22 protein-coding genes are annotated in these 26,906 nt (G+C 66.8%); 10 read left to right on the forward strand and 12 right to left on the reverse strand.

Annotated features, from left to right (window positions below; all coding sequences use genetic code 11):
* Positions 1 to 22 precede the first annotated feature (22 nt).
* Together ABE464_RS16630 and ABE464_RS16635 are read right to left on the reverse strand one after the other, a co-directional pair.
* Positions 23 to 1,153: a metallophosphoesterase gene (locus ABE464_RS16630; RefSeq protein ID WP_346472831.1), complete on the reverse strand. Its 1,131-nt coding sequence runs from the start codon at positions 1,151 to 1,153 to the stop codon at positions 23 to 25.
* Between the two features lie 131 nt (positions 1,154 to 1,284).
* Entirely contained in the window at positions 1,285 to 2,709 is a 1,425-nt protein-coding gene (locus tag ABE464_RS16635; protein WP_346472832.1) for a diguanylate cyclase, read from the reverse strand.
* Positions 2,710 to 2,852: 143 nt separating this feature from the next.
* Here ABE464_RS16635 and ABE464_RS16640 point away from each other — a divergent pair, with 143 nt between their 5' ends.
* The 3 genes from ABE464_RS16640 (at position 2,853) to ABE464_RS16650 (ending at position 7,051) form a co-directional block, all read left to right on the forward strand.
* Complete coding sequence (locus tag ABE464_RS16640) at positions 2,853 to 3,899, forward strand: cation diffusion facilitator family transporter (RefSeq protein WP_346472833.1); 1,047 nt, start codon at positions 2,853 to 2,855, stop codon at positions 3,897 to 3,899.
* Positions 3,900 to 3,986: 87 nt separating this feature from the next.
* Positions 3,987 to 4,736, forward strand: a complete 750-nt coding sequence (gene gpmA, locus ABE464_RS16645) for a 2,3-diphosphoglycerate-dependent phosphoglycerate mutase (RefSeq protein WP_070426899.1) — start codon at positions 3,987 to 3,989, stop codon at positions 4,734 to 4,736.
* Between the two features lie 221 nt (positions 4,737 to 4,957).
* Positions 4,958 to 7,051: a M13 family metallopeptidase gene (locus ABE464_RS16650; RefSeq protein WP_346472834.1), complete on the forward strand. Its 2,094-nt coding sequence runs from the start codon at positions 4,958 to 4,960 to the stop codon at positions 7,049 to 7,051.
* Between the two features lie 86 nt (positions 7,052 to 7,137).
* Here ABE464_RS16650 and ABE464_RS16655 read toward each other — a convergent pair whose 3' ends face one another.
* The 4 genes from ABE464_RS16655 to rlmJ form a co-directional block, all read right to left on the reverse strand.
* Complete coding sequence (locus ABE464_RS16655; RefSeq protein ID WP_346468810.1) at positions 7,138 to 7,719, reverse strand: HD domain-containing phosphohydrolase; 582 nt, start codon at positions 7,717 to 7,719, stop codon at positions 7,138 to 7,140.
* A gap of 114 nt (positions 7,720 to 7,833) precedes the next feature.
* Positions 7,834 to 11,301 (reverse strand): transcription-repair coupling factor, encoded by a 3,468-nt coding sequence (mfd, locus tag ABE464_RS16660; RefSeq protein ID WP_346472835.1) that lies wholly within the window; start codon positions 11,299 to 11,301, stop codon positions 7,834 to 7,836.
* A gap of 79 nt (positions 11,302 to 11,380) precedes the next feature.
* The gene (locus tag ABE464_RS16665; RefSeq protein ID WP_019184458.1) at positions 11,381 to 11,926 is read right to left on the reverse strand and encodes a GNAT family N-acetyltransferase; all 546 of its coding nucleotides are present in this window, start codon (positions 11,924 to 11,926) and stop codon (positions 11,381 to 11,383) included.
* Between the two features lie 127 nt (positions 11,927 to 12,053).
* Positions 12,054 to 12,911 carry a 23S rRNA (adenine(2030)-N(6))-methyltransferase RlmJ gene (gene rlmJ / locus ABE464_RS16670; protein WP_088435146.1) on the reverse strand — a complete coding sequence of 286 codons (858 nt, stop codon included), beginning with the start codon at positions 12,909 to 12,911 and terminating at the stop codon, positions 12,054 to 12,056.
* A gap of 45 nt (positions 12,912 to 12,956) precedes the next feature.
* Here rlmJ and creB point away from each other — a divergent pair, with 45 nt between their 5' ends.
* From creB to ABE464_RS16695, 5 genes are all read left to right on the forward strand, one after another.
* On the forward strand, positions 12,957 to 13,646 hold the full coding sequence (creB, locus tag ABE464_RS16675; RefSeq protein ID WP_346472836.1) for a two-component system response regulator CreB: 690 nt from the start codon (positions 12,957 to 12,959) through the stop codon (positions 13,644 to 13,646).
* Positions 13,647 to 13,648: 2 nt separating this feature from the next.
* The gene (creC, locus tag ABE464_RS16680; protein WP_346472837.1) at positions 13,649 to 15,106 is read left to right on the forward strand and encodes a two-component system sensor histidine kinase CreC; all 1,458 of its coding nucleotides are present in this window, start codon (positions 13,649 to 13,651) and stop codon (positions 15,104 to 15,106) included.
* Positions 15,107 to 15,198: 92 nt separating this feature from the next.
* Entirely contained in the window at positions 15,199 to 16,518 is a 1,320-nt protein-coding gene (gene creD / locus ABE464_RS16685) for a cell envelope integrity protein CreD (RefSeq protein ID WP_346472838.1), read from the forward strand.
* 9 nt (positions 16,519 to 16,527) lie between these two features.
* Entirely contained in the window at positions 16,528 to 16,959 is a 432-nt protein-coding gene (locus ABE464_RS16690; RefSeq protein ID WP_346472839.1) for a hypothetical protein, read from the forward strand.
* A gap of 100 nt (positions 16,960 to 17,059) precedes the next feature.
* Entirely contained in the window at positions 17,060 to 18,646 is a 1,587-nt protein-coding gene (locus ABE464_RS16695; RefSeq protein WP_346472869.1) for a M20/M25/M40 family metallo-hydrolase, read from the forward strand.
* Between the two features lie 8 nt (positions 18,647 to 18,654).
* Here ABE464_RS16695 and ABE464_RS16700 read toward each other — a convergent pair whose 3' ends face one another.
* A complete protein-coding gene (locus ABE464_RS16700) occupies positions 18,655 to 19,353 on the reverse strand; it encodes a hypothetical protein (RefSeq protein ID WP_346472840.1) in 699 nt (232 codons plus the stop codon).
* Positions 19,354 to 19,492: 139 nt separating this feature from the next.
* Between ABE464_RS16700 and gltX the strand changes: the two genes are divergently transcribed.
* Entirely contained in the window at positions 19,493 to 20,896 is a 1,404-nt protein-coding gene (gene gltX / locus ABE464_RS16705; RefSeq protein WP_346472841.1) for a glutamate--tRNA ligase, read from the forward strand.
* A gap of 16 nt (positions 20,897 to 20,912) precedes the next feature.
* A complete protein-coding gene (locus ABE464_RS16710) occupies positions 20,913 to 21,398 on the forward strand; it encodes a Fur family transcriptional regulator (protein WP_019184450.1) in 486 nt (161 codons plus the stop codon).
* Between the two features lie 148 nt (positions 21,399 to 21,546).
* Here the strand turns inward: ABE464_RS16710 and ABE464_RS16715 are convergent, their stop codons facing one another.
* The 5 genes from ABE464_RS16715 to ABE464_RS16735 all read right to left on the reverse strand — a co-directional run bounded on the left by ABE464_RS16715 (position 21,547) and on the right by ABE464_RS16735 (position 26,760).
* Complete coding sequence (locus tag ABE464_RS16715; RefSeq protein WP_346472842.1) at positions 21,547 to 22,731, reverse strand: HlyD family secretion protein; 1,185 nt, start codon at positions 22,729 to 22,731, stop codon at positions 21,547 to 21,549.
* Positions 22,732 to 22,739: 8 nt separating this feature from the next.
* Positions 22,740 to 24,425 (reverse strand): MFS transporter, encoded by a 1,686-nt coding sequence (locus ABE464_RS16720; protein WP_346472843.1) that lies wholly within the window; start codon positions 24,423 to 24,425, stop codon positions 22,740 to 22,742.
* A complete protein-coding gene (locus tag ABE464_RS16725; RefSeq protein ID WP_346472844.1) occupies positions 24,422 to 24,988 on the reverse strand; it encodes a TetR/AcrR family transcriptional regulator in 567 nt (188 codons plus the stop codon). Before ABE464_RS16725 ends, ABE464_RS16720 begins: the two co-directional genes overlap by 4 nt.
* Before the next feature lie 99 nt (positions 24,989 to 25,087).
* The gene (locus tag ABE464_RS16730; RefSeq protein WP_346472845.1) at positions 25,088 to 26,329 is read right to left on the reverse strand and encodes an MFS transporter; all 1,242 of its coding nucleotides are present in this window, start codon (positions 26,327 to 26,329) and stop codon (positions 25,088 to 25,090) included.
* Complete coding sequence (locus ABE464_RS16735) at positions 26,326 to 26,760, reverse strand: MarR family winged helix-turn-helix transcriptional regulator (RefSeq protein ID WP_346472846.1); 435 nt, start codon at positions 26,758 to 26,760, stop codon at positions 26,326 to 26,328. The genes ABE464_RS16730 and ABE464_RS16735 overlap by 4 nt, the downstream gene beginning before the upstream one ends.
* Between the last annotated feature and the right edge of the window lie 146 nt (positions 26,761 to 26,906).

The following is a 26,906-nucleotide window of genomic DNA, read 5'->3' on the forward strand; positions in this document are numbered from 1 at the left end:
CTGATCGGTCTGCACAGGTCGGTCAGTCGCTCTCGCCGATCCGGCCTTCGGCCAGCGGCACCCGCGAGCCGTCGAGGAGGCCGCGGCTGAGCGCGCCGTTTTCGATGAACAGCAGCTCGCCGTTCTCACCGTTTTTGATGCTGCTGTCGATGGCGATGATGCGATTGCCATGGAAGCTGCTGACATGCGGCATCGAGGTGTGGCCGACCACGATGCGGGTGAGGTCCAGCTGCTTGAGCAGCGCCTCGACCTGCGCGGTGTCCATGCGGCCATCGAAGTAGCCGCGGTACCAGATCGGGCTGGTCTTGCCGTCGAACAGCCGGGCCGTGTCCGGTGCAGCCTTGACCTGGTCCTTGGGCAGCCCGACCGCCGCCTGGTAGCCGGCGTTGGTGGCGTCCATGTCGCGCACCAGGTCCAGGTTCTCCGGTGCGATCCCGCCGTGCAGGAACAGGGTATCGCCGATGCGCAGCAACGCCGGCCGGGTCCGCAGCCACTGGCCGATCGTTGAATCCGGGCCGTACAGCGCGGGATAGGAGCGGCCAAGCAACTGCGCGCTTTTGAGGTACTTCGGGTTGACGTAGCGCAGGTCGTTGTAGAGCACCATCGTCTCGTGGTTGCCGAGCACGAAGTGCACCGCACCGCCGGCCGCCGCGGCCTGCTGCTGCAGGCTGTACAGCAGCCAGAACGCCTCGGTGACCTGCGGCCCGCGGTCGAACACATCGCCGGCGATCACCAGCGTGGCGTCGCCCAGCGACCAGCGGTCCTTGTTGTCGATCACATGATGGGCGCGCAGCAGCTTCACCAGCAGGCCGTACTGCCCGTGGATATCCGACAGCGCCACGATCCGCGGCGTGGTCGGGAACCGGGCGCTCTCCGCCGTGCGGGGTGGCAGCACGGTCAGCGGGTGCGGATAGCCGCATTCGGGGGCGACCACGGTGGCCTCGCCGCGTGCCGGCAGCTCGCGACGGATCACGTGGTCCTTGCACACCCAGGCCGCTTCCAGCCCCTTGGTGGTACGGAACACGTACGGCCCATCCGCATCCACATGCTCGGCCGGCGCAGCCACCTCGCGCGCAATGGCCAACAACGGCGTCATCAGCAGCGCCGACTGGAGCAGCAGGGCAGGGAGAATCAGCTTGCGGCGGATCGACATCGGGGTATTCCTGTGACGGACGGCAATGCCGCGATGCTACGCCGCACGGGCCGCTGCGGACATGCACCATTGGTCAGTCATGCAGGCCGCAACAGGCGGATGGCGTGCTGCCATCCGCCGAGCGGATCGCCTCATCCGCGCTGCAGAGCTTGGCGGCCCGGGGCGTCCGGATATTCATCGCTGGCTACCACCACCCGATCGCGGCCCCGCTTCTTGGCCTGGTACATCGCGGCATCCGCGCGCGCCATCAGGCGCTCGTAATCGGGATGCCCGTCGTGTGCGGCCACACCGATGCTGGTGGTCAGCGCCAAGCGTTGGCCATTGGCCAGTTGCACCGGGCTCTGTGCGATGTGCTTGCGCAGGTTCTCGGCGATCACCTCCGCCTGGGCGGCGGTGATCGCAACCAACACCACCACAAATTCCTCTCCACCGTAGCGGAACAGATAGTCACTGCCACGGGTGAGCTGGCCGAGCAGGGCGGCGACGTGCTGCAGGGCGCGGTCGCCGCCGTCGTGACCGTGCGCATCGTTGATCGCTTTGAAGTGGTCCAGATCCAGCAGCAGTAGTGAGAAGGGGCTCTGCGTGGACGTGGCCAGTTCGATCTCCCGGCGCAGCACGGTGGGAAGGAAGCGGCGGTTGAGCAGGTTGGTCAGCGCATCGCTGCCGGCATCAAGTTCACCGATCCGTTCGAACAGCATGCCCATCAAGGTGCGGATCTGCGCCAGACGCTCGCGGATGCCCTGCAGTGCGCTGAAGCGTGCCGCGAAATCGGCATGCGCCAAGGCCTCCTGCAGGTGTTTGTCCACGGCCGACACCAGTGCGCCCACCTGGCCGGTCTCGCTGCTTTCGCCGAAACTGGGGATGCCCTTGTGGGTGAACCACAGGCCGAACTCGGACTGCGCCAGGCCGGTGAGCTCGGCGTCGGCATTCTGGCTGGCCATCGCGTAGAGCAGCGCGTTTTCCCAATCCAGCAGCAGTGCCCGCTGCCGTTCGCGCTCGGTGCTGACGTTCTGCACCAGCGAGAACAGCCGATACGCCGCATCGGTGCGTGAAGAGCGCTCGCGTGCGTGGGTGTAAGCGAGCGTCATGCCTTCCAGCGCGATATCCATCGAGGCACTGAGGCAGTGGATCGCTGCGAACGCGGTTGCGCTGTCGTCGGCCTGCGCAATGATGCGGTCGAACAGGCGGTGCTTGAGCACGCGCGCACCGCGGGCCACCAGATCCACCGGGATCCCCACGCGGGCATGCACGTCGCCGATCACACGCTGCGCGGCCACCAAGGCGTTGATGCTGTCCGGCGTGGCGGTGAGGATCTGCTGCAGCCAGCGCTGCATCGCCGGCTTCAGGCGCACCTGCACCTGGTCGTGGGAAAGAAAGCGGCTCGCGCGCGGGTCTTCAAGCAACACGTCATAGAAGTGGTGGGCCAGCGCGAGAGGGCTGCCCACCGAGAGGCCGGACAGCAGTGCCGCAGCGGGTGCGGGTGTCTGTGCCAGGGTCTGGCCCCAGGCCGCTGCCAATGGCTGGCTGGCCTCATCAAGATTTGGAACGTCATGCACGATTGTCTTCCCGCCACACAGGCCGTCGAGAGGTAGCGGCCGTGCGCTGTTGTTATTGAATTGCAAACTGAACGCTGCGCCAAGTGTAATAGTCTCCGCGTGAGGCGCTGCTTACCCTGCCGGCATTGTCCAGGAGAGCTTTCATGGGTCACGACCACGACCATCTGCCCAGCGAGATCCGCCACGAGAAACCGCTGTGGTGGGCGCTGGGCCTGACCACGACCTTCCTGCTGGTGGAGGTCATCGGTGCGTTCTGGACCAACAGCCTGGCGCTGTTGTCCGACGCCGCGCACATGGCCACCGACACGCTCGCGCTGATGATCGCGCTGGTCGCGGTCCGGCTCAGCCGGCGCCCGCCCGATGCCAAGCGCACGTACGGCTACGCGCGGCTTGAAGCGCTCGGCGCGATGATCAATGGCGGCATGCTGTTCGTGGTGGCCGGCTACATCCTGTGGGAAGCGGTGCAGCGTTTCCGCGCACCACAGGAGATCGCCCCCACCGGCATGCTGGCGATCGCGGTGTTCGGACTGGTCATCAACCTGATCTCGATGCGCCTGCTGCGCGCCGGCAGCGGTGAGAGCCTCAACGTCAAAGGTGCGTATCTGGAAGTCTGGGCGGACATGCTCGGCTCGGTCGCGGTGATCATGGGCGCGCTGCTGATCCGCTGGACAGGCTGGAAGCCGATCGATCCGATCCTGGCCGTGCTGATCGGCCTGTGGGTGCTGCCGCGCACGTGGGTATTGATGCGCGAGGCGATCAACGTGCTGCTAGAGGGCGTGCCCAAAGGCATGGATGTCGCCGCGGTGCGAGGCACCCTGTGCGCACACGATGGCGTGGTGGATGTGCATGATCTGCACGTGTGGGCGCTGGCCTCCAGTACGCCGGCACTGACCGCGCACGTGGTGATGGGCACCGGCGTGGATGCCGATCGCCTGCGTCGCGAGCTGGGCACCCGGTTGCACGAGCAGTACGGCATCGACCACGTGACCCTGCAGATCGAGACGGATCACTGCGGCGATCCCTGCAGCGTGGGCAGCCCGCGCGAGCGGCATGCCGATGACCATGCCGGGCACGACCACGCCGCCCATGATCATGCCGGCCATGCGCATGGCCGCCACGCGCACGGCAGCAACGACAGCCGCCGCGCTGCACCGGACGCGCAGGGCCATCACGGGCATCCGCATCCCTGAGGCCCACCCGCGGCCCCACGGCGGACGGGCAGGGCAGGGTTGCCGCTACAATGCGGGTCTGCCTTGCCATCTGTCGGAGATACTGCAGTGACCCGGAAACTCGTACTGTTGCGCCACGGCCAGAGCCAGTGGAACCTGGACAACCGCTTCACCGGCTGGGTGGACGTGGAACTGACCGAACAAGGCCGCCGCGAGGCCGCCGCCGCCGGCCGCCTGATGCGTGAAGAAGGCCTGCAGTTCGATGTCGCGCATACCTCGGTGCTCAAGCGCGCCATCCACACTCTGCAGGGTGCCCTGGCCGAGCTGGACCAGGACTGGCTGCCGGTCAGCAAAAGCTGGCGCTTGAACGAGCGCCACTACGGCGGCCTGCAGGGCCTGGACAAGGCCGAGACCGCCGCCAAGCACGGCGAGGACCAGGTCAAGATCTGGCGCCGCTCCTACGATATCCCGCCGCCGGCGATGGACATCGAGGACCCGGGCCACCCGATCCACGACCGCCGCTATGCCGGCCTGGACCGCAACGCGCTGCCGGGCACCGAATCGCTGGCCACCACGCTGGACCGCGTGCTGCCGTACTGGTTCGATTCCATCGCCCCGCAGCTCAAGGACGGCAAGACCGTGCTGGTCACCGCCCACGGCAATTCGCTGCGCGCGCTGTACAAGTACCTCAACAACGTTTCGCAGGAGGCCATCCTGGAGCTCAACATCCCGACCGGCATCCCGCTCCTGTTCGAACTCAACGACGACCTGACGGTGCAGTCGTTCCGCTACCTGGGCGACCCGGAAGCGGCGCGCAAGGCGGCTGAGGCTGTGGCGAATCAGGGCAAGGCGAAATAACAACGAAAGGCCGGCGCAAGCCGGCCTTTTCTTTACCCCCGCGGGTAGGGCCACCCCATGGGTGGCTGCACGCGACGCCGGCTTCCTGCAGCCACCCATGGGGTGGCTCTACCGCTGCGCGATGGTGTGACCTTTGGCCGGTCCCCCGCCGCCGCTCCCGCGCTACGCTGACCGATTGCCCGTGATCCGGGTGATGCATCCATCTGTAGCCGGAGAGTCGAATGAAGTTTTCCAAGCTGGTCCCGCTGGGCCTGACCGCCGCCATCGCCGTGTCGCTGGCCTCCTGCGGCAAGACCGATACCGCGCCTGCCGCCACCGCCGATGCCAAGCCGGCGTTTGATCAGTCGCAGATCAAGACCGCGCTGATCTCGCTCAACAATGCCGATCTGGACACCGCCATCGCCGCCTGTACCGACCTCAACGGGTTCGTGAACAGCAAGTGGCTCAAGGCCAACCCGGTCCCGAACGACCAGACCACCTGGGGCAGCTTCGAAATCCTGCGCGAGCGCTCGCTGGAAGTGCAGCATGCGTTGGTCCAGCAGGCCGCCGCCAGCCAGGCCAAGGCCGGCACGGTGGAAGCCAAGATCGGCGACATCTGGAAGACCGGTTCGGACGAGGCAAAGATCGAAGCCGCCGGCATCACCCCGCTGCAGCCGCAGCTGGACAAGATCGCCGCGCTGACCGACACCGCCGCCATCACCCAGTACCTGCGCGACAGCCAGGCGGTGGGCCAGGGCGTGCTGTTCTCGCTGTTCGCCAATGCCGATTACAAGGATTCGGCCAATGTCATCGCCTATGTCGGACAGGGCGGCCTCGGTCTACCCGAGAAGGGCTATTACTTCGACGATTCGCAGGCCAAGATCCGCGATGCGTACGTGGCCTACATCGCCCAGGTGCTGACCCTGTCCGGCGTCGATGCCGAGCAGGCCAAGACCCAGGCCAAGGCCGTGATGGAGTTCGAAACGCGTCTGGCCAAGGCCTCGATGTCGCGCATCGAAATGCGTGACCCGGCCAAGCGTTACAACCCGGTCAGCGCTGCAGATGCGGACAAGCTGACCCCGAACTTCAGCTGGACCGCCCTGTTCGAAACCCTGAAGGTGCCGGCCGCGCAGAAGTTCTCGATGGCCCAGCCGGGCTTCTTCGGCGAAGTGGACAAGATGCTGGCCGACGTGCCGGCCGCTACCTGGCAGGCCTATCTGCGCTTCCACACCATCGATGACGCCTCGCCGTACCTGAGCAGCGCCTTCGAAAAGGCCAATTTCGATTTCTACAGCACCACCCTGCGTGGCCAGAAGGAAATGCAGCCGCGCTGGAAGCGCGTGCTGGAGTCGGTCAACGGCGCCATCGGCGAAGGCCTGGGCCAGATGTATGTCGACGCCGTGTTCCCGGCCGACTCCAAGGTGCAGATGCAGCATCTGGTGGAGAACCTCTCGGTGGCGCTGAAGGCGCGCCTGGAGAAGCTGGAGTGGATGAGCGAAGACACCCGCAAGAAGGCACTGGAAAAGTGGGCCAGCTTCACCCCGAAGATCGGCTACCCGGACAAGTGGCGCGACTGGTCGGGCCTGGAAACCAACGGCGACAGCTACCTGGGCAACATGCAGGCCGCGCGCACGTTCAACTACCGCTTCATGCTCAACAAGATCGGCAAGCCGGTCGACAAGACCGAGTGGGGCATGACCCCGCAGACCGTCAACGCCTACTACAACGCCACCAAGAACGAGATCGTGTTCCCGGCGGCGATCCTGCAGGCGCCGTTCTTCGACGCCAAGGCCGATCCGGCGCTGAACTACGGCGGCATCGGTGCGGTCATCGGCCACGAAATGATGCACGGCTACGACGATTCGGGCAGCCAGTTCGCGGCCAACGGCAACTTCGACAACTGGTGGACCGACAGTGATCGTGCCGCCTTCACCCAGCGTACCGACCAGCTGGTTGCGCAGTTCGACGGCTATGAGTCGCTGCCGGGCGTGAACGTGAAGGGCAAGCTGACCCTAGGCGAGAACATCGGCGATCTGGGCGGTCTGACCGTGGCGTACGATGCGCTGCAGATGGCGTTGAAGGAAGATCCCAAGGCCAATGTCGAGGTGGACGGCTATTCGCAGGATCAGCGCTTCTTCATGAACTGGGCCACCGTGTGGCGCCGCAACTTCAATGAAGGCGAGCTGCGCGTGCGTCTGAACACCGATCCGCACGCCCCGGCCAACTTCCGTGCCAACGGCGCGCCGTCGAACATGCCGGCGTACGCGCAGGCGTTCGAGTGCAAGGCGGGCGATGCGATGGTGCGGGCCGACGACAAGCGCGTTGTGATCTGGTGATCGCGCGCGGTTGAGTGAGGCATGAAAAACCCGGCGAACGCCGGGTTTTTCTTTTCCAGCACGCTCGCGGCAAACCCGAGCGGAGACTACGTAGTGGAGGCCATCATCCGGGTGAACAGGCCGAACACCTCCGGATCCACCAGGCCACCCTGCTGCTCGGCAAGGATGCCCATCGCTTTGGCATGCGGCATCGGGCCGCGGTAGGGGCGGGTGGTGGTCATGGCATCGTAGCCATCGACAATGGTGAGCACCCGTGCGCCCAGTGGAATGTCGCTGCCTTTCAGGCCATCCGGATAACCACTGCCATCGAACGCCTCGTGATGGCTGCGGATCAGCCGGGCCACCTCGGCCGCGTCGCTGCGCCCGGTGGTGGCGAAGATGCGCTCACCGCGCTCGGGGTGGGTACGCATGATCGCGCGCTGCGCGTCATCCAGGCGCGCGGGATACAACAGCACGTTGTCCGGAATGCCGATCTTGCCGATGTCATGGAAGCGGGCGGCCAGCGCCAGATGCGCGCGCTGCGTGTCGTCCAGATCGCACAGGCGCCCCAGCTGATCGCCGAGCAGGCCGACCCGGTCGCAGTGGAAACGGGTGTACTGGTCGCGCATCTGCAGGGACATCGACAGCGCATCGATGGAGCAGACCTGCGAAGGGGCGTCGTCGAACATGGGGGCGGTCACGTGGGGTCGGATGGCCGGCCGTCAGTGCCGGGGTCGGGCAGGCCGCCACGTGGCGCCTGCCCATCGAACGATAGCGCCTGGCGGCTTGCGCCAGGCGTGAAATCAGCGCGGGGACAGGGTCAGCAACAGGGCCTTGGCGGCGCTGAAGCGGTCTTCCGGCAGCGGCAACGGGTGCTTGATGCGCAGCTTGTCCGGCCCATCCATCGTATACAGCTTGGGCTGCTTCTGGATCAGCTGGATGACCGCCATCGGGTCGATCTCCGGCTTGGCGTTGAACACGATGCGCCCGCCGTTCTCGCCCAGCTCCAGCTTGCGCACGCCCAGCACATTGGCCTGCAGCTTCAGCTCGGCGATCGCGAACAGGTGCTTGGCCGCATCCGGCAGCAGGCCGAAGCGGTCGATCATCTCCACCTGCAGTTCGCGCAGCTCACCGGTGTCGCGCGCGCTGCTGATGCGCTTGTACAGGGTCAGGCGGGTGTGCACGTCGGGCAGGTACGCATCGGGAATCAGCGCTGGAACATGCAGCTCGACCTCCGCACCGCGTGCTTCTTCGCCGGCATCCAGATCGGGCAGCTTGCCCAGGCGGATGCTGCGCACCGCACGTTCCAGCAACTCGGTGTACAGGCTGAAGCCGACCTCAGCCATCTGACCGCTTTGATCCTCGCCGAGCAGCTCGCCGGCACCGCGGATTTCCAGGTCGTGGGTGGCCAGGGTGAAGCCCGCGCCGAGCTCGTCCATCGAGGCGATCGCCTCCAGACGCTTCTCGGCATCGGGCGTCATCGCGCGTTTGTCCGGTACCACCAGATAGGCGTACGCACGGTGGTGCGAACGACCCACGCGGCCGCGCAGCTGGTGCAGCTGGGCCAGACCGAAGCGGTCGGCGCGGTTGATGATGATGGTATTGGCGTTGGGGATGTCGATGCCCGATTCGATGATCGTGGTCGACAGCAGCACGTTGAAGCGCTGCTTCTGGAAATCCAGCATCACCCGCTCCAGCTCGCGCTCGGGCATCTGCCCATGCGCGATGCCGATGCGGGCTTCGGGCACGAGCTCGGCCAGCTCGCGCTGCATGCGGCCGATGCTCTCCACGTCGTTGTGCAGGAAGTACAGCTGGCCACCACGGGCCAGTTCGCGCTGGAAGGCTTCGCGCAGCAGCGCGTTGTCCCAGGCGGTGATGAACGTTTTGACCGCCAGCCGGTTCGGCGGCGGCGTGGCGATGATCGACAGATCACGCAGCCCGGCCATGGCCATGTTGAGCGTGCGGGGAATCGGCGTGGCGGTCAGCGTGAGCAGATGCACGTTGGCGCGCATCGCTTTGAGCGCTTCCTTCTGGCGCACACCGAAGCGTTGCTCCTCATCGACCACGACCAGGCCGAGGTCCTTGAACTTCACGTCTGGCTGCAGCAGGCGATGGGTACCGATGATCACGTCGATCGTGCCGGCGGCGACCTTCTCCAGTTCGGCCTTGATCTCCTTGGTGGATTTGAAGCGCGACAGCACCTCCACCTTGAGCGGCCAATCGGCGAAGCGATCGCGGAAGTTGCGGTAGTGCTGTTCGGCCAGCAGGGTGGTCGGCACCAGCACAGCGACCTGCTTGCCGGCGCTGGCAGCGGCGAACGCGGCGCGCACGGCGACCTCGGTCTTGCCGAAGCCGACGTCGCCGCAGACCACACGGTCCATCGGCTGGCTGCTGGCCAGATCGCGCAGGGTCGCGTCGATCGCGGCCAGCTGATCAGGGGTTTCCTCGAACGGGAACCCAGCCGCGAACGGCTCGTACATCGCGCGGTCCACGTGCAGCGCAAGGCCGGCACGGGCACGGCGACGCGCCTGGATTTCCAGCAGCTCGGCGGCGACATCGCGGACCTTCTCGGCTGCCTTGCGCTTGGCCTTGGTCCACTGCTCGCCACCGAGCGAATGCAGCGGCGCGGTTTCCGGCGAGGCGCCCGAGTAACGGCTGATCAGGTGCAGCTGGGCGACCGGCACATACAGGCGGTCGCCCTTGGCGTATTCGATTTCCAGGAACTCTCCCGGCATGCCGCCGGCATCGAGCACGATCAGGCCGCGGTAGCGGCCGACACCGTGGTCTTCGTGCACGATCGGCGAGCCTTCGCTGAGCTCGCCGAGGTCGCGGATGATGGCTTCCGGCTCACGCCCGGCACGGCGGCTGCGGCGTTGCTGGCCGGCACGCTCGGGGAACAGCTGACGCTCGGTCAGCACCGCGATCGGCGGGCTCTCCAGTGCGAAACCATCTTCCAGCGGCGCCACGGTAATACCGAAGCGGACGCTGTCGTCGGCCAGGAAGCCGGGCAGATCGGCGACCACCGGCGGCTTCAGCTCGGCGGCGAGCAGCACTTCGAGCAGGGCTTCACGGCGGCCGGCGGAATCGGCGGCGATCAACACCCGGCCCGGGTAATGACCGATGAAGGATTTCAGGGCCTCGGCGGCCGGGGCATCGCGGGCGGCCACCGGCAACGGCGGCAGGGGCTGGTCGCCCAGCGGCTGTGCATCGCCGATGCGGTCGTGATCCAGTGGCCAGACTTCGACGCGGGCCAGGCCGTTGAGCGTGGCGCGCAGTTGCTCGGGGCTGGCATACAGCTCTTCCGGGGCCAGCAGCGGGCGCTCTACATCGTGGCGGCGCTGCTCGTAGCGGTTCTGCGTCTGCGCCCAGAAGGCGGCCGCAGCATCGAACACGTTCGGCGCCAGCACCGGCAGCACGTTGGGTTGCAGGTAATCGAGCAGAGTCGCGGTCTTGTCGAAGAACAGCGGCAGGTAGTACTCGATGCCAGCCGGTGCGATACCGGCCTTGAGATCCTGGTACAGCGCGCTGCGCCGGGTATCCACGTCGAAGCGTTCGCGCAGTGTGTTGAGCACGCGCGAAACGCTGAGATCATCCAGCGGTACTTCACGGCCGGGCAGCATGTGCACCGCCTCGACCTTGTCCAGCGAGCGCTGCGATTCCGGATCGAAGGCGCGGATCGAATCGATGTCTTCGTCGAGCAGCTCCACCCGCAGCGGCGCCTCGGCGCCCATCGGGTAGACATCGAGCAGACCGCCACGCACCGCGAAATCACCCGGGTCCATCACCTGCGGCACGTTGCGGTAGCCGGCCGACTCCAGGCGGCGCTTTTCCGCATCCAGATCCAGGCGCTGGCCGACGGTGAGGTCGAAGCTGCCGCCGATGACGTACTTGAGCGGGGCCAACTGCTGCAGCAGCGTCTGCACCGGCACCACCACGATGCCGCGCTTCAGCGCAGGCAGGGCGTGCAGTGCGGCCAGACGTTGGGAAATGATGTCCGGGTGCGGGCTGAAAGCGTCGTATGGCAGGGTTTCCCAATCCGGGAAGGCCACGATCGGCACGTCGCCGGCACTGCCCAGCAGGGTGTGCAGATCCGCTTCGATCTGATTCGCGCCATGGTTGTCGCGCGCGACCACCAGCAACGGCCCGTCGTGCGACTGTGCCGCGCGGGCGATGTACCACGCCAGCGCTGTCGCCGAAGCGGGAGCGCGCCACCAGGCGCGGAGCTGTCCAGGACGTGGCAGCGGCGGAACGGGATAGGAGGTGCGTGACATGAACCACCGATTTTAGCAGACCGCAACGTGGCGGCCGCGTCATCCGGCGGCGGCCGGGCAGTGCTCGGCCTCTCCTTCGTCAGCTGTCGAGTTCAAGCACCATGCGCACCAGACCCGGCGTGCCGTTCGGGTGTGGGATCGGCTGGAAGCCCAGCGAGGCGGCCAGCTGCTTCATCGGCTCGTTTTCTTCGGCGACATCGCCGTACAGACGGTCCAGATACTTGCCGCGCGCCCACTTGACCAGCTTGCGCATCAACTGCCTGCCCAGCCCCTGGCCGACCAGGAAGCGGCTGACCAGGATCGCGTACTCGGCTTCTCGGGTGCCGGGGATGATCGAAGCGCGCGCCACCGCACCCACCACGGCTTCACCGGCGGGCAGGGATTCGGCCGCGACCAGGGTGATTTCGCTCTTGGGATTGGGGTGGGTCAGGCGCTGCGTGGTCTCCGGCGACAGCTCGGTCACTGACTGCAGGAAGCGGTCGCGGATCTCTTCCGGCCCGAACAGACTGAACGCGGCATGCAGCGGCGGGCCGTCTTCCGGTCGGATGGGGCGGATCAGCAGCTCGTGGCCACTGGGTGCCTTGAAAATTTCGTGCCAGGGCGGCATGCGGTTACGGGTAGCCATACCGGTGATTCCTTGGTGGTCTCTGGATTCTCGCATCCCGGGGGCAGCGTTCCGTGAACGGATCACTCACGCCGATCCGGCCGGGAGGAGCCGGCCAGGCCGGGGTTCCGGTCTGGCCTGAAGGGGGTCATTCGGCCTGCTTGAGCCACTGCAGGCGGGTCGAGGCGCCGGCCTCGCCCAGGTGCTGCTTGAGCGCCGGCATGGCCGGGGCCAGGACCTGGTCGAACTGCCACGGCGGGTTGAGCAGCAGCATGCCGCTGCCGTTGAGCCGCAGCGGGGAGTCGTCCGGGCGGATCAGCAGCTCGGCGGTCAGCACCGATTTCACCGGCAGGGCACAGGCCTTGCGCAGGAAGTGCAGGATGGTCCGGCGCTGCTTGATCGGGAACCAGATCGCAAAGCTGGCCTGCGGCCAACGGCCCAGAATCTCGGTCACCGAGGCCAGGATGGCCTGGTACTCGGCGTCCTGCCCCTCGTAGGGTGGGTCGATGAGGACCAGCCCACGGCCGATCTTCACGCCGTTGGCTTTGGGCGGCAGCAGCTTCTTGTTCTGGGCATAGCCATCGGCGTGGTACACGGCCACCCGGCTGTCATGGGCGAACAGCGCCTTCAGCGCGGCGGCCTCGGCATCCTGCACCTCGCAGACGGCCATGCGGTCCTGCTCGCGCAGGGTCTGGGCGGTCAGCAGCGGCGAGCCGGGGTAGCTGATCATCGCCCCGACCGGGTTGTCGGCCTGGACCGCCTTGAGATAGCGCTCCACCACCGCGGGCAGCTGCGGCTGGGCCATCAGGCGCATCACGCCGTCTTCGGCCTCCAGCGTCTTGCGGCTTTCCTCGCTGGCCAGCAGGTAGCGGCCAGCGCCGCCGTGGGTGTCCAGCACGAAGAACGGGCTGTCCTTGCGCTTGAAGGTGTCGAGCAGGGCAAGCTGCACGATGTGCTTGAGCACATCGGCATGGTTGCCGGCATGGAAGGCGTGGCGGTAATTCATCGGCGCAGTGTACGGGGCGGCGGGCCCAGCGGCTATGCTGCGCGCATGAGCCACCCCCTGCACAACGTCCTGGTGGTCGAGGACGAAACCGCCATCGCCGACACCGTTCTGTATGCACTGCGCAGCGAAGGCTATGGCGCCGAGCATTGCCTGCTCGGCGGTGAAGCACTGGCCCGCCTGCGCCAGCAGGCCTTCGATGTGGTGGTGCTGGATGTAGGCCTGCCGGACATGAGCGGCTTCGAGGTCTGCCGAACCCTGCGGACCTTCAGTGAGGTGCCGGTGATCTTCCTGACCGCGCGCAATGACGAATTCGACCGCGTACTCGGCCTGGAACTGGGCGCGGATGACTACATGGCCAAGCCGTTCTCGCCGCGCGAGCTGGTGGCGCGGGCACGGGCGCGTCTGCGCCGCTCCGCCGCCCCTGCCGACACCGCGGGCTGGCAGCAGCTCGGGCGTTTCTCGATTGATCGCGAAGGCAGCCGGATCCGCTTCGGTGACCAGCCGTTGGATCTGACCCGCTACGAATACGCGCTGATGGCGGCCCTGCTGCAGCGCCCCGGTGCGATCCTCAGCCGCGCCCAGTTGATGGACCGCGGCTGGGACAGCGCCGCCGACAGCGCCGACCGCACCGTCGATACCCACGTCAAAACCCTGCGCGCCAAGCTGCGTGCCGCCGGTGCCGAGACCGATCCGATCCGCACCCACCGTGGCCTGGGCTACGCACTGGAGGTGTAGGCATGCGGCTGGGCCTGAAACTGTTCCTGGGCTTCTTCCTGATCGTGGGCATCGCCGCGTTCTTCGTGATGCGTATCTTCGTCAACGAAGTGAAGCCGGGCGTGCGCCAGGCGATGGAATCCACCCTGGTCGATGCCGCCAACGTGCTGGCGGAAATGGCGGCTGCCGATCTCAAGGCCGGGCAGATCCGCGAGGGCCGCTTCGTCGCCGATTTGGCGCGCGCCAAACGCCGCGACCCGAAGGCGATGGTGTGGCGCTTTCCCAAGCGAACGCTGGACTACCAGGTCACCATCACCGATGCCAAGGGCATCGTGGTGTACGACTCGACCGGCCGCGATGTCGGCCGCGACAATTCGCGCTGGAACGATGTCTACCGCACCCTGCGCGGCGAGTACGGCGCGCGCTCCAGCCCGGAAACCCCGGGCGACGACACCCATTCGGTGATGCACGTGGCCGCACCGATCTTCGATCCGGCCGACGGCCGCACGCTGATCGGTGTGCTCAGTCTGGCCCAGCCCAACCGCAGCATCGATCCCTTCATCGCGGCCAGCCAGCGCGCCATCATGAAGCGTGGTGCGTGGTTGATCGGCCTTTCAGCGCTGATCGGCCTGTTGATGACCGCGTGGCTGATGCACGGCGTGAACCGTCTCAACCGCTATGCCAAGGCAGTCAGCGCCGGTGAGCCGGTGCCGCCACCGAAGCCGCGCCGCGATGAGATCGGAGATCTGGGCCAGGCGCTGGAAACCATGCGCCGCAAGCTGGAAGGCAAGGCCTACGTCGAGCAGTACGTTCAATCGCTGACGCATGAAATGAAGAGCCCGCTGGCCGCGATCCGCGGCGCGGCAGAACTGCTGCAGGAACCGTTGCCGGATGCCGATCGCGCGCATTTCGCCCGCAGTATCGAAGGTCAGGCGCAGCGCCTCACCGAGACCATCGACAAGCTGCTGGCGCTGGCCGAGGTGGAGCAGTACGGGTGGCTGCAGAAGCATGAGCGGATTGCCTTGACGCCCTTGCTGCAGTCCGCCGCCGACGCGGTGGCGGTGCGTGCGCAGACCGCCGGGGTCACGATCGCGGTGGAGGCACGGGCCGAGAGCGTGCAGGGCGATGGCTATCTGCTGCGCCAGGCCCTGAACAATCTGCTGGAGAATGCCGTGGCCTTCTCACCGGCCGGCAGCGTCATCACGCTCGGTGCCGGTGCGGAAGGCGAGGGCATCGCGCTGACCGTGGCCGATCGCGGCAGTGGCGTGCCGGACTACGCGCTTGACCGCGTGTTCGAGCGCTTCTATTCCCTTGCGCGACCGGGCACCGGCCAGCGCAGCTCCGGCCTGGGCCTGTCGTTCGTGCAGGAAGTGGCCCGCCTGCATGGCGGCCGTGTGAGCCTGCGCAACCGCGATGACGGTGGCGCGCAGGCGGTGTTGTGGCTGCCGTCGCGGCTGCCCTCCGTACCGCCGCGGCGCTGATCGCTGCCGCACTTCACACAGACTTCAAACTCGGCACAAACCCCGCACACCGGCGCGAGGGAAGCTGGCCCCCTCCCAACCGAGGACGGGTCATGAAATCCCTGAAGATGCTGTTGCGGTTCGCCATTGTGGGCGGGCTGATCCTGTTGCTGCTGATTCCGCTGAGCCTGATTAAAGGCGTGATCCGCGAGCGTGAGGCGTACCGCGACGAGGCTTACCAGCGCGTGGCGCAGAGCCGCGCCGGTGCGCAGATCCTGACTGGCCCGATTCGCGTGGTGCCGTGGACCGAGACCCGGGAGGTCGAGGTGGTGGATGCGGCCGGCAACAAAAAGAAGGAAAAGCAGGTCGAGCAGGGCCAGTGGCTGCAGATGCCGGCCACGCTCAAGGTGGACGGCGTGATGCAGCCGGATGAGCGCCGCGTCGGTCTGTTCCGCGTGCCGGTCTACAGCTGGAAGGCCATGATCACTGCCGAATTTGCCGATGACGACTACCCGGTGAAGACGGGGCGTACGTATGGCACGCCGTTCCTGACGGTCGGCATCGCCGACGTGCGTGGTCTGGTCGGCTCGCCCAACCTGCGTGTGGATGGTGATGCCCTGAGCCTGCTGCCCGATGCTGGCGGTGTCAGTGGTATCGGCACTGGCCTGCACGTTGGTCTGCCGGGCCTGGAGGATGCACGGGGTGGGCTGCTCAAGGGCAGCAAGGTCGAGCTGGAGCTGGTGCTGGATGGCACCCGGTCGCTGTCGGTGGTGCCGGTGGGCGATGACAGCCGCATCGCGCTGCGTTCGCCGTGGCCGCATCCGCTGTTCGGCGGCAGCTTCCTGCCCAACGAGCGCAAGGTGGATGCACAGGGCTTCGATGCACAGTGGGCGGTGTCCTCGCTGGCGTCGCGTGCCCAGCATCAACTGCGCAACCGCCCGGACATCGATGCTGAGGCGGTAAGCGTGGAGCTGGTCAATCCGGTCGATGTGTATACCCAGGCCGACCGCGCCAGCAAGTACGGCATCCTCTTCATCCTGCTCACCTTCGTCGGCTTCATCCTGTTCGAGCTGATCAAGCAGCTGCGCATCCACCCGCTGCAGTACCTGATGGTTGGCCTGGCGCTGGCGATCTTCTTCCTGCTGCTGCTCAGCCTCTCCGAGCACATCCCGTTCTGGCAGGCCTACGCGCTGTCGGCACTGGCGTGCATCGGCGTCCAGACCGTGTACCTGTCCGGTGTACTGAAGAGCTGGAAACGCGGCCTGGGCTTCGCGGTGATGCTCAGCGCCCTGTATGGCGCGCTGTATGGGCTGCTGATCTCGGAGAACAACGCGTTGCTGATGGGCTCGCTGCTGCTGTTCGGCGTGCTGGCCGCGGTGATGTGGGTGACCCGCCGGGTGGATTGGTACGAACTCGGCGCAAGCCTGAAGTAAGGAGCGACCATGAGCTGGCGTCGTTGTCTTCATGAACGTGTGCGCCGGGCGTTGCCCGCCCGGCTGGAGGTGGCTTCGCTGCTGGACGGCGAGGCGTCGGGATGGCCTTCACCGTTGAGCGCACTACCGGGTGTGCAGGCCGCCCCGGGGCTGGTCCGCTTCGGCCTGGCGCCGGTGACGTGTGAGGCGATCACCGCGCATGGGCTGCGCTTTCTGGAACAGGCACGGCAGGCGCGCGGGCGCCTGCCCCTGCCGCGATGGTGCGGCGCGTATCGGCCGTGGCGCGAAGGTGCGCATGCGCTGCGCGAGATCGGCATCCGCGGGCTGCCGGTGGACTGGCCGGTGCATGCCCCGGTCTACGCCAGCGCTTCGGAGGATCGCAGCCGCTGGCTGCTGGTACTGCCGTCCCGCGGCCAGCTTTGGTACGGCTGGATGGAATGACCATGACTCTTGGCCCGGGGGCAGGGGGGCATCGCTCGATAGACTCGGGGATTGTTCGTGGTCTGGCCGCAAGGCGGGGGTAATCGTGTTCAAGTGGGGCATGTTGAGCGTGGCATTGGCATTGAGCGGCGTCGCCGATGCACAGACGAAGGAAACGGTGGACCTGGACATGGTCAGCCGCATCCGCCAGGAGGCCTTCCACCGATCGCAGGTAATGGCGACCTTCAGCCATCTGACCGAGCAGATCGGGCCGCGCCTGACCAATTCGCCCGCGATGGGCGAGGCCAACACCTGGACCCGCAGCAAGTTCAACGAGTGGGGCCTGGTCAATGTGCACGACGAGGCATTCGATGCGTTCGGCCGCGGCTGGGAGTTCAGCAACGCCAGCGTGGAACTGCTGAGCCCGCGCGTGGCGCCGCTGTATGCGCTGCCCAAGGCCTGGACCCCGGGCACCAACGGCCCGGTCGAGGGTGAGGTGATCAAGGTCGAGATCAAGAAGCTCGCCGACCTGGATCAGTACAAGGGCAAGCTCGCCGGCAAGATCCTGCTGCTCAACGATGCGCGCGATTACGAACGGGCCACCAAGTCCGATTCGCACCGCCACGATGACGCCGGCCTGGCCGAGCTGCAGGTGTTTGCGGTGCCCAAGGATGTGGCCGATGCCAAGGCCGACCGTGCCAAGAAGGCGAAGGAGTATCTGGAAAAGCAGGAGCTGACCCGCGCCACCAATGCGTTCTTCGCCGAGCAGGGCGTGCTGGCCACGATCAGCATCAGCGGCTGGGACAATGGCATCATCCGTGTGGGTGGCGGTGGCTCGCGCAAGGCCGGCGAACCGGTCGGCGTGCCCGAATTGGCGATGATGGCCGAGCACTACAACCAGCTGGTGCGCGCGGTGGACCAGAAGCAGGCGGTCAAGCTGCGGGTGAATGTCGAGGCCCGCTTCACCGATACCCAGGACCAGCCGGGCTACAACACGCTGGCCGAGATCCGCGGCAGCGGCAAGGCCGATGAGATCGTGATGCTCGGCGCGCACATGGATTCCTGGCACACCGGCACCGGTGCGGCCGACAACGCGGCTGGCGTGGCCGTGATGATGGAAGCCATGCGCATCCTCAAGGCGGTCGGCGCCAAGCCCAGGCGCACCATCCGCGTGGCGCTGTGGAGTGGCGAGGAGCAGGGGCTGATCGGTTCGCAGGACTACGTGTCCAAGCATTTCGCGCGCTACCCCGAGCCCACCGACCCGGCGCAGCTCAAGCTGCCGGCCTCGATGCGTGAACCGACCGGCGCCCTGCAGCGCCAGCGTGATTACGACAGGTTCTCGGCGTACTTCAACATGGACAACGGCTCGGGCCGCTTCCGCGGGATCTACGCGCAGGAGAACCTGGCCGCGGTGCCGATCTTCGAAGCGTGGCTGGCCCCGTTCCATGATGTGGGCGCCACCACCGTCGCGACCCGCAACACCGGCAGCACCGACCACATCGCGTTCGATCGCGTCGGCCTGCCCGGGTTCCAGTTCATCCAGGACCGGCTGGACTACTTCACCAACGTCCACCACAGCAACCTGGACACCTGGGACCACGCCGAGCCGGAAGACCTGAAGCAGGCCGCTGCGATCGTGGCGTCGTTCGTCTACAACGCGGCCATGCGCGACGAAAAGCTGCCGCGCAAGCCGTTGCTGACGCCCTGAGACGCGGCTTACCGGGCCGGCAGCGGCCCGGTGCGGGGCGAGGGATCCAGCGAGAAGGCCAGGCGGTAGCCTGTGGGCCCGCCGTCTGCGGACAGAATGCTGCGCACCATCGCTTCGTTGACCGGCAACTGGCGGCCTGCCGCATCGTGGGGCGCGCCAAACAGCACGGACGGATTCTCCAGCGTGCCGGTGACCTCGCCCAGACAATGGGAAATGCCGCAGTTCAGGCGGCTCAGCCGCGGCGCGTCAGGGCCGGTGCCGAGCCGTTGCTGCAAGGCGTGCTGGTAGCTGCTGCGCACGTCCTGCGCGTCCGCATCGGTGGCATAGGCGCGGTCCAGCGCCGCCATGGCCTGGTCGAAGCGCAGGCCGTCATTGAGCAACTGCCGCAGCGCATCCGACGCCAGGCCATCGGCCAGGCCAAGCGCCCTTTCCGCGTCGCCGGCTGCCGCCGAGGCGTTGACGGCTGGCGTCTGCATGCCAGCGAGCGTGCCCGAAGGGGGCGTGCCGGGTGGCCGCGTGGCCGCGCTGGACCCCACGTCCGCCGGTACCGCTTGCTGGGCGGGTGGGGTCGTGGCCACTGAGGCAGCCACCGCGCCATCGGTGCCCGGTGCAGAACACCCGCCCAGTGCGGTGAGCAGGATCAGGGCGGTGACGGCGCGTGTGGCGGTAGGGTGCAGTGACGGCGGCTCAACGCGGGCAGTTGTCATGGTCGATTGATGAAAAGCGGGCAATCCCGCCATCAGAGCATGTCCACGCCCAGTAGGCAGTAGGGATTATCCGATTTAGGCAGGGTCTGGCCCGGACAGGTAAAATTGCCGGGATTCCGTTTCCCGCCCTGAGCCCTCCATGACCTGCCGCACCCGTTTTGCCCCCAGTCCCACCGGCTACCTGCATATTGGTGGCGCCCGCACGGCGCTGTACTGCTGGCTGGAGGCCCGTCACCGTGGCGGCGAATTCGTGCTGCGCATCGAAGATACGGACCGCGAGCGCAGCACCCAGGGCGCGATTGACGCGATTCTGGAGGCGATGGAGTGGCTGGGCCTGGGCTATGACGAAGGCCCGATCTACCAGACCCAGCGCGTGGCCCGCTATCTGGAAGTGGCCGAGCAGCTGGTCGCCGATGGCAAGGCCTACTACGCCTACGAAACCAGGGAAGAGCTCGACGCGATGCGCGAGGCCGCCATGGCCAAGCAGGAAAAGCCGCGTTACAACGGCGCTGCGCGTGACTTGGGTCTGCCGTACAAGGATGACCCGAACCGGGTGATCCGCTTCAAGAATCCGCTGGAGGGCACGGTGGTGTTCGACGACCTGATCAAGGGTCGTATCGAGATCGCCAACAGCGAACTCGATGACATGGTGATCTTCCGCCCGGATGGTTTCCCCACCTACAACTTCGCAGTGGTGGTGGACGATTGGGACATGCGCATCAGCGAGGTCATTCGCGGCGACGACCACATCAACAACACCCCGCGCCAGATCAATCTATACGAGGGCATCGGTGCGCCGGTGCCGAAGTTCGGCCACATGCCGATGATCCTGGACGAGCAGGGCGCCAAGCTGTCCAAGCGCACTGGTGCTGCCGATGTGATGCAGTACAAGGACGCCGGCTACCTGCCCGACGCGCTGCTGAGCTACCTGGCCCGCCTGGGCTGGTCGCACGGTGACCAGGAGCTGTTCAGCCGCCAGGAGCTGATCGATCTGTTCGATGTAACCAACTGCAATTCCAAGGCCGCGCGCCTGGACATGGCCAAGCTGGGTTGGGTCAACCAGCACTTCCTGAAGACCGAACAGCCGGCCGACATTGCGCCGCACCTGGTCTACCAGCTGAACAAGCTGGGCCTGGATCTGAACGCTGGTCCGGCGCCGGCGGACGTGGTGGTGGCGCTGCGCGACCGGGTGCAGACGCTGAAGGAAATGGCCGAGAAGGCGGTGGTCTGGTATCAGCCGCTGACCGAATACGACGACGCGGCGGTGGCCAAGCACTTCAAGCCGGGCGCGGAACTGGCGCTGGGCAAGGCCCGCGAGCTGTTGGGCGCGGCCGGTGAATGGACGGTGGAGAGCGTTTCGGCGGCACTGCATGACGTGGCCACGGCGCTTGAGATCGGCATGGGCAAGGTGGCGCAGCCGCTGCGCGTGGCCATCACCGGCACCCAGGTCAGCCCGGACATCTCGCAGACGGTCTTCCTGGCCGGGCGTGAAGAGGCCTTGAAACGCATCGAGGTCGCACTCACTAAAGTACCGACGGCCTGACCACAGGAGACCGCGCATGTCCGCAAAGACCGCTTGTACCGCTCCGCACCATCACGTTCACGACGCCTCCGACTTCGTGAAGGTGGTCGAACGCGTGTGCTCGGAACGCGGGCTGCGGCTGACGCCGATCCGCGCGAACGTGCTGCGCCTGATCGCCGAGGCCGGCAAGCCGGTGAAGGCCTACGAGTTGTTGGAGTGGGTGCGCAATGGCAAGGGCGTCGGTGCAGACGCACCGCCGACCGTCTACCGCGCGCTGGATTTCCTGATGGCCAATGGTTTCGTGCACAAGCTGGAGTCGGTGAACGCCTTCGTGGCGTGTCACCATCCGAGCAGTGCGCAGCATTCGGTGCCGTTCCTGATCTGCAACAGCTGCCACAGCGCGGTGGAGCTGGAGGACAAGGAGATTGTCAGCCAGCTGGAGAAGCGGGCGAAGGAGCTGGGGTTCCAGCCGCAGGCGCAGACGCTGGAAGTGCATGGCCTGTGCGCGCGCTGTGCGGGGTAGGTGCCGACCGTTGGTCGGTACGCTGTTGATGTTGAAAAGCCGCGCACCTGCGCGGCTTTTTCGTTTCTGCTGCGAAAGCAGCCACTCTGTTTCCCGACGGTTTCGGACTGGGGTGGGGAAAAGCGTTGGCGTTCTGCGCGCGGGCGCGTTACGGCGTCGCACCGGCCGGCTCGTGCCCTTCCGCAGCTGTATCCACTTTGACGATCACCGACATGCCCGGACGCAGGCGCGGCGCCAGCGGCTGATCAGGGTCGATGGAAATGCGGATCGGCAGGCGCTGGACGACTTTGGTGAAGTTGCCGCTGGCGTTGTCCGGGCGCAGGACACTGAACTCGGAGCCGGTGGCCGGGGCGATCTGTTCGATGTGGCCATGCAGCTTCTGGCCGTCGAAGGCGTCCACGGAGAAGGTGGCGGGTTGGCCGATGCGCATCTTCCAGGTCTGGCCTTCCTTGAAGTTGGCAACCACCCAGAGGGTATCGGGCACCAGGAACAGCAGCTGCGAGCCGGCGGTGACGTACTGGCCGAGGCGGACGGACGCTTCGCTGACCTGACCGTCGCGCGGGGCCTGGATCACCGTATTGGCGAGGTCGATCCTGGCCAGTTCCAGTTGGGCCTGCGCGGTTTCAACACGGGCCTCCAGGCCTTTGCGGGCGACCTGGGTGGAGGTCAGGGTTTCTTCGGCAATGCGGATCTGTGCCTGTGATTGCTGCACGCTGGCTTGGGCCGATTGCGTGGTAGTGCGGAACTTGTCGCGGTCGTTGAGGGCGACCAGTTGCTGATCGGCGAGTTCTTCGTAGCGCTTGAGCTCGGTACGCGAGCGCGAGAGTTCGGCTTGGCCGGCAGACAGGTTGGCTTGGGCGGCCTGGATCTGCGCGCGGTTCTGCGCCTGGGATTGATCGGAGTTGGCCAGCGCGGCCTTGGCGCTGTCCAGGTCGGCTTCGGCCTGGACGACTTTCTCGCGATAGATGCGGTCGTCGATGCGCAGCAGGGGATCGCCTTGTTTGACGTGCTGGAAGTCCTTGACCAGCACCTCGGTGACATAGCCGTTGACCTGCGGTGCGAGCACGGTGATCTGGCCGCGCACGTAGGCGTTGTCGGTGGTGACGCGTGAGGTTTCGAACGGCCACAGCGACCACGCGCGCAGGATCAGGGCGATGCCGATCAGCGCGATCACGATCATGATGATCACGGCTCGCAGGCTCGGCTTGAGGTATTTGGGCACGCCAGACGGTGCAGCGGCCGGTGGCGGTGCAGGGGCGGGCGCGGCATCGGTCGGCGGCGGTGGGTTGACGTTTTCCGGGGCGGCGTCGTCGTGCGGGGGTTGGGTCGACATGGGCATGCTCATCGGGGTGCGACGCCGTCGGGCGTCGGCGCGGAAAGGGGAGGTGTCGGTGCGTGGCGTTTGCGCCATTGCCTGAGCACGGCAGTGCGGACCGCCAGCAGCAGCAACCAGCCAAGGAAGATCAGCGCGACACGGCCACTGAGTGCGAACACGTCGTTGAACGCTCGCACGTTGGCTTCGCGGCGGGTGATCTGTGCCAGCTGCGCGGTGCCCTGGGCGCTGCGCTGGACCGGATCGGTGATCAGCCTGGCGTACAGCTGCTGTTGCTGTTTCAGGCGTTGGGCGACCACGCTGTCGGCCGGATCCAGCTGGCTCACCAGCGCGCCGGAGTACACCTGCTCGCGGTGCAGTTGATAGGTGCCGAGCACGGCCGAGCCGGCCAGGCCGCCTAACGTCTGAGTGATGGAAAGCGTGACCAGGAAGGTGATCATGTGGTCCACGCCCTGCTTCAATGCCTGGGTGATGCCGAGCATGATCAGCGGCCCCATGAACATGCCGGCACCGACCGAGGCCAGAAACTGACTGGCGAAGAAGTCATGGGGGCGATCCAGGCTCGTGCGGCTCTGGTCGAGCAAGGCCGCGCTGCCAAGCAGCAGGATGGCCATCAACAACTGCGGAATCAGCCGCTTCGGCCCGAAGGTCAGCGAGCTGGCCGCGATGCCGGTGATCACACCGGCCAGGATCACCGCGAACAGCGGGCGCATCTGGTCCGGCCCCATCCCGAGCGTACGCATCAAACCGACGACGCCATACGACTGCTCGGTGGTCAGGAAGCGGATCAGGAAGGCGCCGATGATGAAATGGATCACCGGCAGACTGGCCAGCCACCGCGTCTGCAGCAACGGGTTGCGGCGGTAGTGCTCGATGATGAAGGCGGTGGTGGACAGTGCGATGGAGGCGATCAGCGCCCAGCCCAGCCATGGCGTATCCAGCCACCAGCGGGTGTAGCCCTGCGCCAGCACGACCACCAGCAGGCCGACCGCGGGAGCAAGCAGCGCAAAGGTGAGGAAATCGAGCGGTTCGAACGCCTTGATCTGCGCACCGGGCGGGAGCTTGAGCACCACCACGGCAGCGAACGCACACAGCGCCAGACCGGCTTCGAACAGATACAGGTTGTGCCACTGGCCGGTGTCGACAAGACCGGGCGAGACCAGCCAGGCGATCGGCACCGCGAGCTGCGAGATACCTACGCCGATCACCAGCAGGTTGCCGGTGTATTTGCGTGGCAGCGACTGCAGCATGTACAGCGTGCCCAGCGTGGTGCAGGCCGCACCGGCAAAGCCGCTGGCCGCGCGCATCAGCACGGTGGTTTCAAACGTGCCCACGAACAGGTGCAGCACCGCCAGTGCGGCATACAGGCCCAGGCCGATCTCGGCGAACAGGCGGATGCCGTACTGCTGGCGGAACTTGAAGGCGAGCAGATTGGCGGTGACGTTGACCATCGCATAGGCGGCCACCAGCCAGCTGCCCTGCGCCGGGGTGAGCCCGAGCTGGCCCTGCAGGAACGGCAGGTTGGCGCTGACCAGCGCATTGCCCAGGCCGCCGGTGATGCCGACCAGCAGGGCGACCAGCGCATAGGCGAGGCGGCGGTGCGGGGGATGCCACGGCATCGAGGCCGAGCCCGGCAGGGTCGGTTTTTCGTGCTCCTCCCAGTCCGGAACCGGCTTGAGGTACTGCGGCATCATCCCTCCCCGTCGGCAGGCCCCCGCAATCCGCCACGCAGCAATTGCAGGGCGCGCGTGGCCAGCCGGGCGCGTTCGTCACGCGTCTTGCCACGCAGCGCGGCTCCCAGCATGCCCGAGATGAGTGAAATGTCCGTCGTTTCCAGATCCGGCCGACACAGGCCGGCGGCGATCGCGCGGGCGATCGGTTCGCGCAGCAGTTCGAAGATGGTTTCGCGCGCGGCCCGGATCGGGATCTGATCCGGATCGACCGCGCGCCAGTAGTCCGACAGCGCGGGCGACTGGACGATGCGGTTGGCCATGCCTTCGAGGACGTCGAACAGTGCGTCGTCGCGGTCACCCAGGGTCTGCACCTGGCGCGCGATGCGGTTGACGGTACGTTGAAGCAGGGCCTCGACGAGCGCGGTGCGGTCAGGGAAGTTGCGGTACAGCGTGGCGCGGCCCACCTGTGCGCGCTCGACCACCAGGTCCAGCGGGGCGGTAACACCGTGCTGGCCGAAGACCGTATCGGCAGCGTCGAGAATCTGGGCGCGGCGGGCGGCCGCGTCGGCACGTTGGGTAGGCATGCGGCATCATCGGACAGAACTGTCCGGGGCGGAAGGGGAGATGTCGCTTACCGCGCGCCTTGGTTGGCCCGCGCTTGACAATGTGGACGGCAGGTGAGCTCAGCGCGGGGCGGGCACGCCGTGACAGCCGCCCATCCGGGCTTCACGGATCGGCAGGTTGATGAGCGCAGCAAGGACGGCCAGGCCCATGTCGGCGTACCACATCCACAGGTAGTTGCCGGTATGCGCCAAGGCGAGACCGCCGAGCCAGGCACCGAAGAAGCCGCCGAGCTGGTGCGAGAGCAAGGTCAGGCCGAACAGGGTGCCGAGGTAGCGCGGGCCGAACAGTTTGCCGACCAGGCCGGCGGTGGGCGGAACGGTGGCCAGCCAGGTGAAGCCGAGCGCGGCGGAGAAGACGTAGAAGGTGAGCGGGGTGGGCGGCGCAACGAGGTAGACCCCGATCATCACGGCCCGGCTGGCGTACATCCAGAACAGCAGGTACTTCATGCGGTAGCGCTGACCGAGCGCGCCAATGATCAGGCTGCCGGCGACGTTGAACAGGCCGATCAGGGCGATGGAGGACGAGGCGACGGTGGGCGAGAGGCCGCACAGCGCGATTTCGCCGGGCAGATGGGTGACCAGGGACGCGATGTGCAGGCCACAGGTGAAAAAGCCCAGGTGCAGGTACCAGTAGCTGCGGTCGCGCAGGGCGATGCGCAGTTGTGCGCGCAGGCCCCCGTCATCGGTGGCACCGGCAGCAGGCGCATGGTCACCGGCGCGACGCCGCAGCGGCCAGGCCAAGGGTACTGAGAGCAGGGTGATGACGGCCATCGTGATCATGGCGCGGGCCCAGCCGGCGGTGCCGATGATCCATTGGACCAGCGGCGCGAACACGAACTGGCCCAGCGAGCCGCCGGCATTGATGAGGCCAGCGGCGAACGAGCGTTTTTCGGCCGGCAGGCGGTGTGCGGTAGCGCCGATCAGCACGGAGAAACTGCCGGCCCCGGCACCGGCAGCCATGAGCAGGCCGAGGGTGAAGGTCATGCCGAGCGGGCTGGTCAGCAGCGGTGCGAGCAGCAGGCCGGCGGCCAGCAGCAGGGCGCCGAAGATCAGCACGGGCAACGCGCCGCGCTGGTCGGCCACGGCACCGAACACGGGTTGCACCGCCCCCCAGACGAATTGGCCGATGGCCAGCGCGAAGCTGATCTCGACGATGCTCACGCCGGTGCCGCGATGGATCGGGTCGACATAGAGGCCGGAGGTCTGGCGCACGCCCATGGTGACCATGAGAATGGCCGAGGCGGCGACCAGCAGGCCCCAGTGCAGGGTGGGGGCGCGCGCAGCGGTGGTGGACGTGCTCATGTGTCGGCTCCGGCGGGCAGGGCGTGATCGAGTTGGTCGAGCAGGTCGTTGAGCCGGGCGGTGGGCATGGGCCCGAAGGTGGTTTCGACGTCGTTCTGCGCCCGTTGCCACAGGGGGCGCGCGCGGCGCAGGCAGGCTTTGCCGGCAGGAGTGATGACGATCAGGCGTTGCCGGGCGTCATCACCGCGGCGTTGTTCAAGCCAGCCGGCGGCGAGCAGCGGTTTGAGGTTGCGGGTGAGCGTGGTGCGGTCCATGCCGAGCGCCTCTGCAAGCTCGCCCAGCTGCCGCGGTTCGGGGGCGCGCCGCAGGATGGAGTAAGCGTTGAGGCTGAGGCCTGCAGGGGCAAGGTGGGCATCGTAGATCTGCGAGAGCCGACGGGCGGCGCGGCGCAGGCGGAAACAGGTACACGGGCTCTGGCTGAGCGGGTCCATGGGGGTGCGCCGGAGTGTAATGGCTGGATGATATGTGCATATGCACGTAGCTGGTCAAGCAATCCGGCATAACGTGCCCGCTCGCTGCGGGACGCAACGCTCGCGACAGAGCGGCGAAGACGCAAAAAAGGGGGCCTTTCGGCCCC

Origin of the sequence: Stenotrophomonas sp. TWI587 (assembly GCF_039674145.1) — a bacterium.
Lineage (GTDB): Bacteria > Pseudomonadota > Gammaproteobacteria > Xanthomonadales > Xanthomonadaceae > Stenotrophomonas > Stenotrophomonas maltophilia_AY.

Coding starts and splice junctions, on each gene's coding strand:
- ABE464_RS16630 (WP_346472831.1), bottom strand. CDS start 1,153: ATGTCGATCCGCCGCAAGCTGATTCTCCCTGCCCTGCTGCTCCAGTCG.
- ABE464_RS16640 (WP_346472833.1), top strand. CDS start 2,853: ATGGGTCACGACCACGACCATCTGCCCAGCGAGATCCGCCACGAGAAA.
- ABE464_RS16650 (WP_346472834.1), top strand. CDS start 4,958: ATGAAGTTTTCCAAGCTGGTCCCGCTGGGCCTGACCGCCGCCATCGCC.
- ABE464_RS16655 (WP_346468810.1), bottom strand. CDS start 7,719: ATGTTCGACGACGCCCCTTCGCAGGTCTGCTCCATCGATGCGCTGTCG.
- mfd (WP_346472835.1), bottom strand. CDS start 11,301: ATGTCACGCACCTCCTATCCCGTTCCGCCGCTGCCACGTCCTGGACAG.
- ABE464_RS16665 (WP_019184458.1), bottom strand. CDS start 11,926: ATGGCTACCCGTAACCGCATGCCGCCCTGGCACGAAATTTTCAAGGCA.
- rlmJ (WP_088435146.1), bottom strand. CDS start 12,911: ATGAATTACCGCCACGCCTTCCATGCCGGCAACCATGCCGATGTGCTC.
- creB (WP_346472836.1), top strand. CDS start 12,957: ATGAGCCACCCCCTGCACAACGTCCTGGTGGTCGAGGACGAAACCGCC.
- creC (WP_346472837.1), top strand. CDS start 13,649: ATGCGGCTGGGCCTGAAACTGTTCCTGGGCTTCTTCCTGATCGTGGGC.
- creD (WP_346472838.1), top strand. CDS start 15,199: ATGAAATCCCTGAAGATGCTGTTGCGGTTCGCCATTGTGGGCGGGCTG.
- ABE464_RS16690 (WP_346472839.1), top strand. CDS start 16,528: ATGAGCTGGCGTCGTTGTCTTCATGAACGTGTGCGCCGGGCGTTGCCC.
- ABE464_RS16695 (WP_346472869.1), top strand. CDS start 17,060: ATGTTGAGCGTGGCATTGGCATTGAGCGGCGTCGCCGATGCACAGACG.
- ABE464_RS16700 (WP_346472840.1), bottom strand. CDS start 19,353: ATGACAACTGCCCGCGTTGAGCCGCCGTCACTGCACCCTACCGCCACA.
- gltX (WP_346472841.1), top strand. CDS start 19,493: ATGACCTGCCGCACCCGTTTTGCCCCCAGTCCCACCGGCTACCTGCAT.
- ABE464_RS16710 (WP_019184450.1), top strand. CDS start 20,913: ATGTCCGCAAAGACCGCTTGTACCGCTCCGCACCATCACGTTCACGAC.
- ABE464_RS16715 (WP_346472842.1), bottom strand. CDS start 22,731: ATGTCGACCCAACCCCCGCACGACGACGCCGCCCCGGAAAACGTCAAC.
- ABE464_RS16720 (WP_346472843.1), bottom strand. CDS start 24,425: ATGATGCCGCAGTACCTCAAGCCGGTTCCGGACTGGGAGGAGCACGAA.
- ABE464_RS16725 (WP_346472844.1), bottom strand. CDS start 24,988: ATGCCTACCCAACGTGCCGACGCGGCCGCCCGCCGCGCCCAGATTCTC.
- ABE464_RS16730 (WP_346472845.1), bottom strand. CDS start 26,329: ATGAGCACGTCCACCACCGCTGCGCGCGCCCCCACCCTGCACTGGGGC.
- ABE464_RS16735 (WP_346472846.1), bottom strand. CDS start 26,760: ATGGACCCGCTCAGCCAGAGCCCGTGTACCTGTTTCCGCCTGCGCCGC.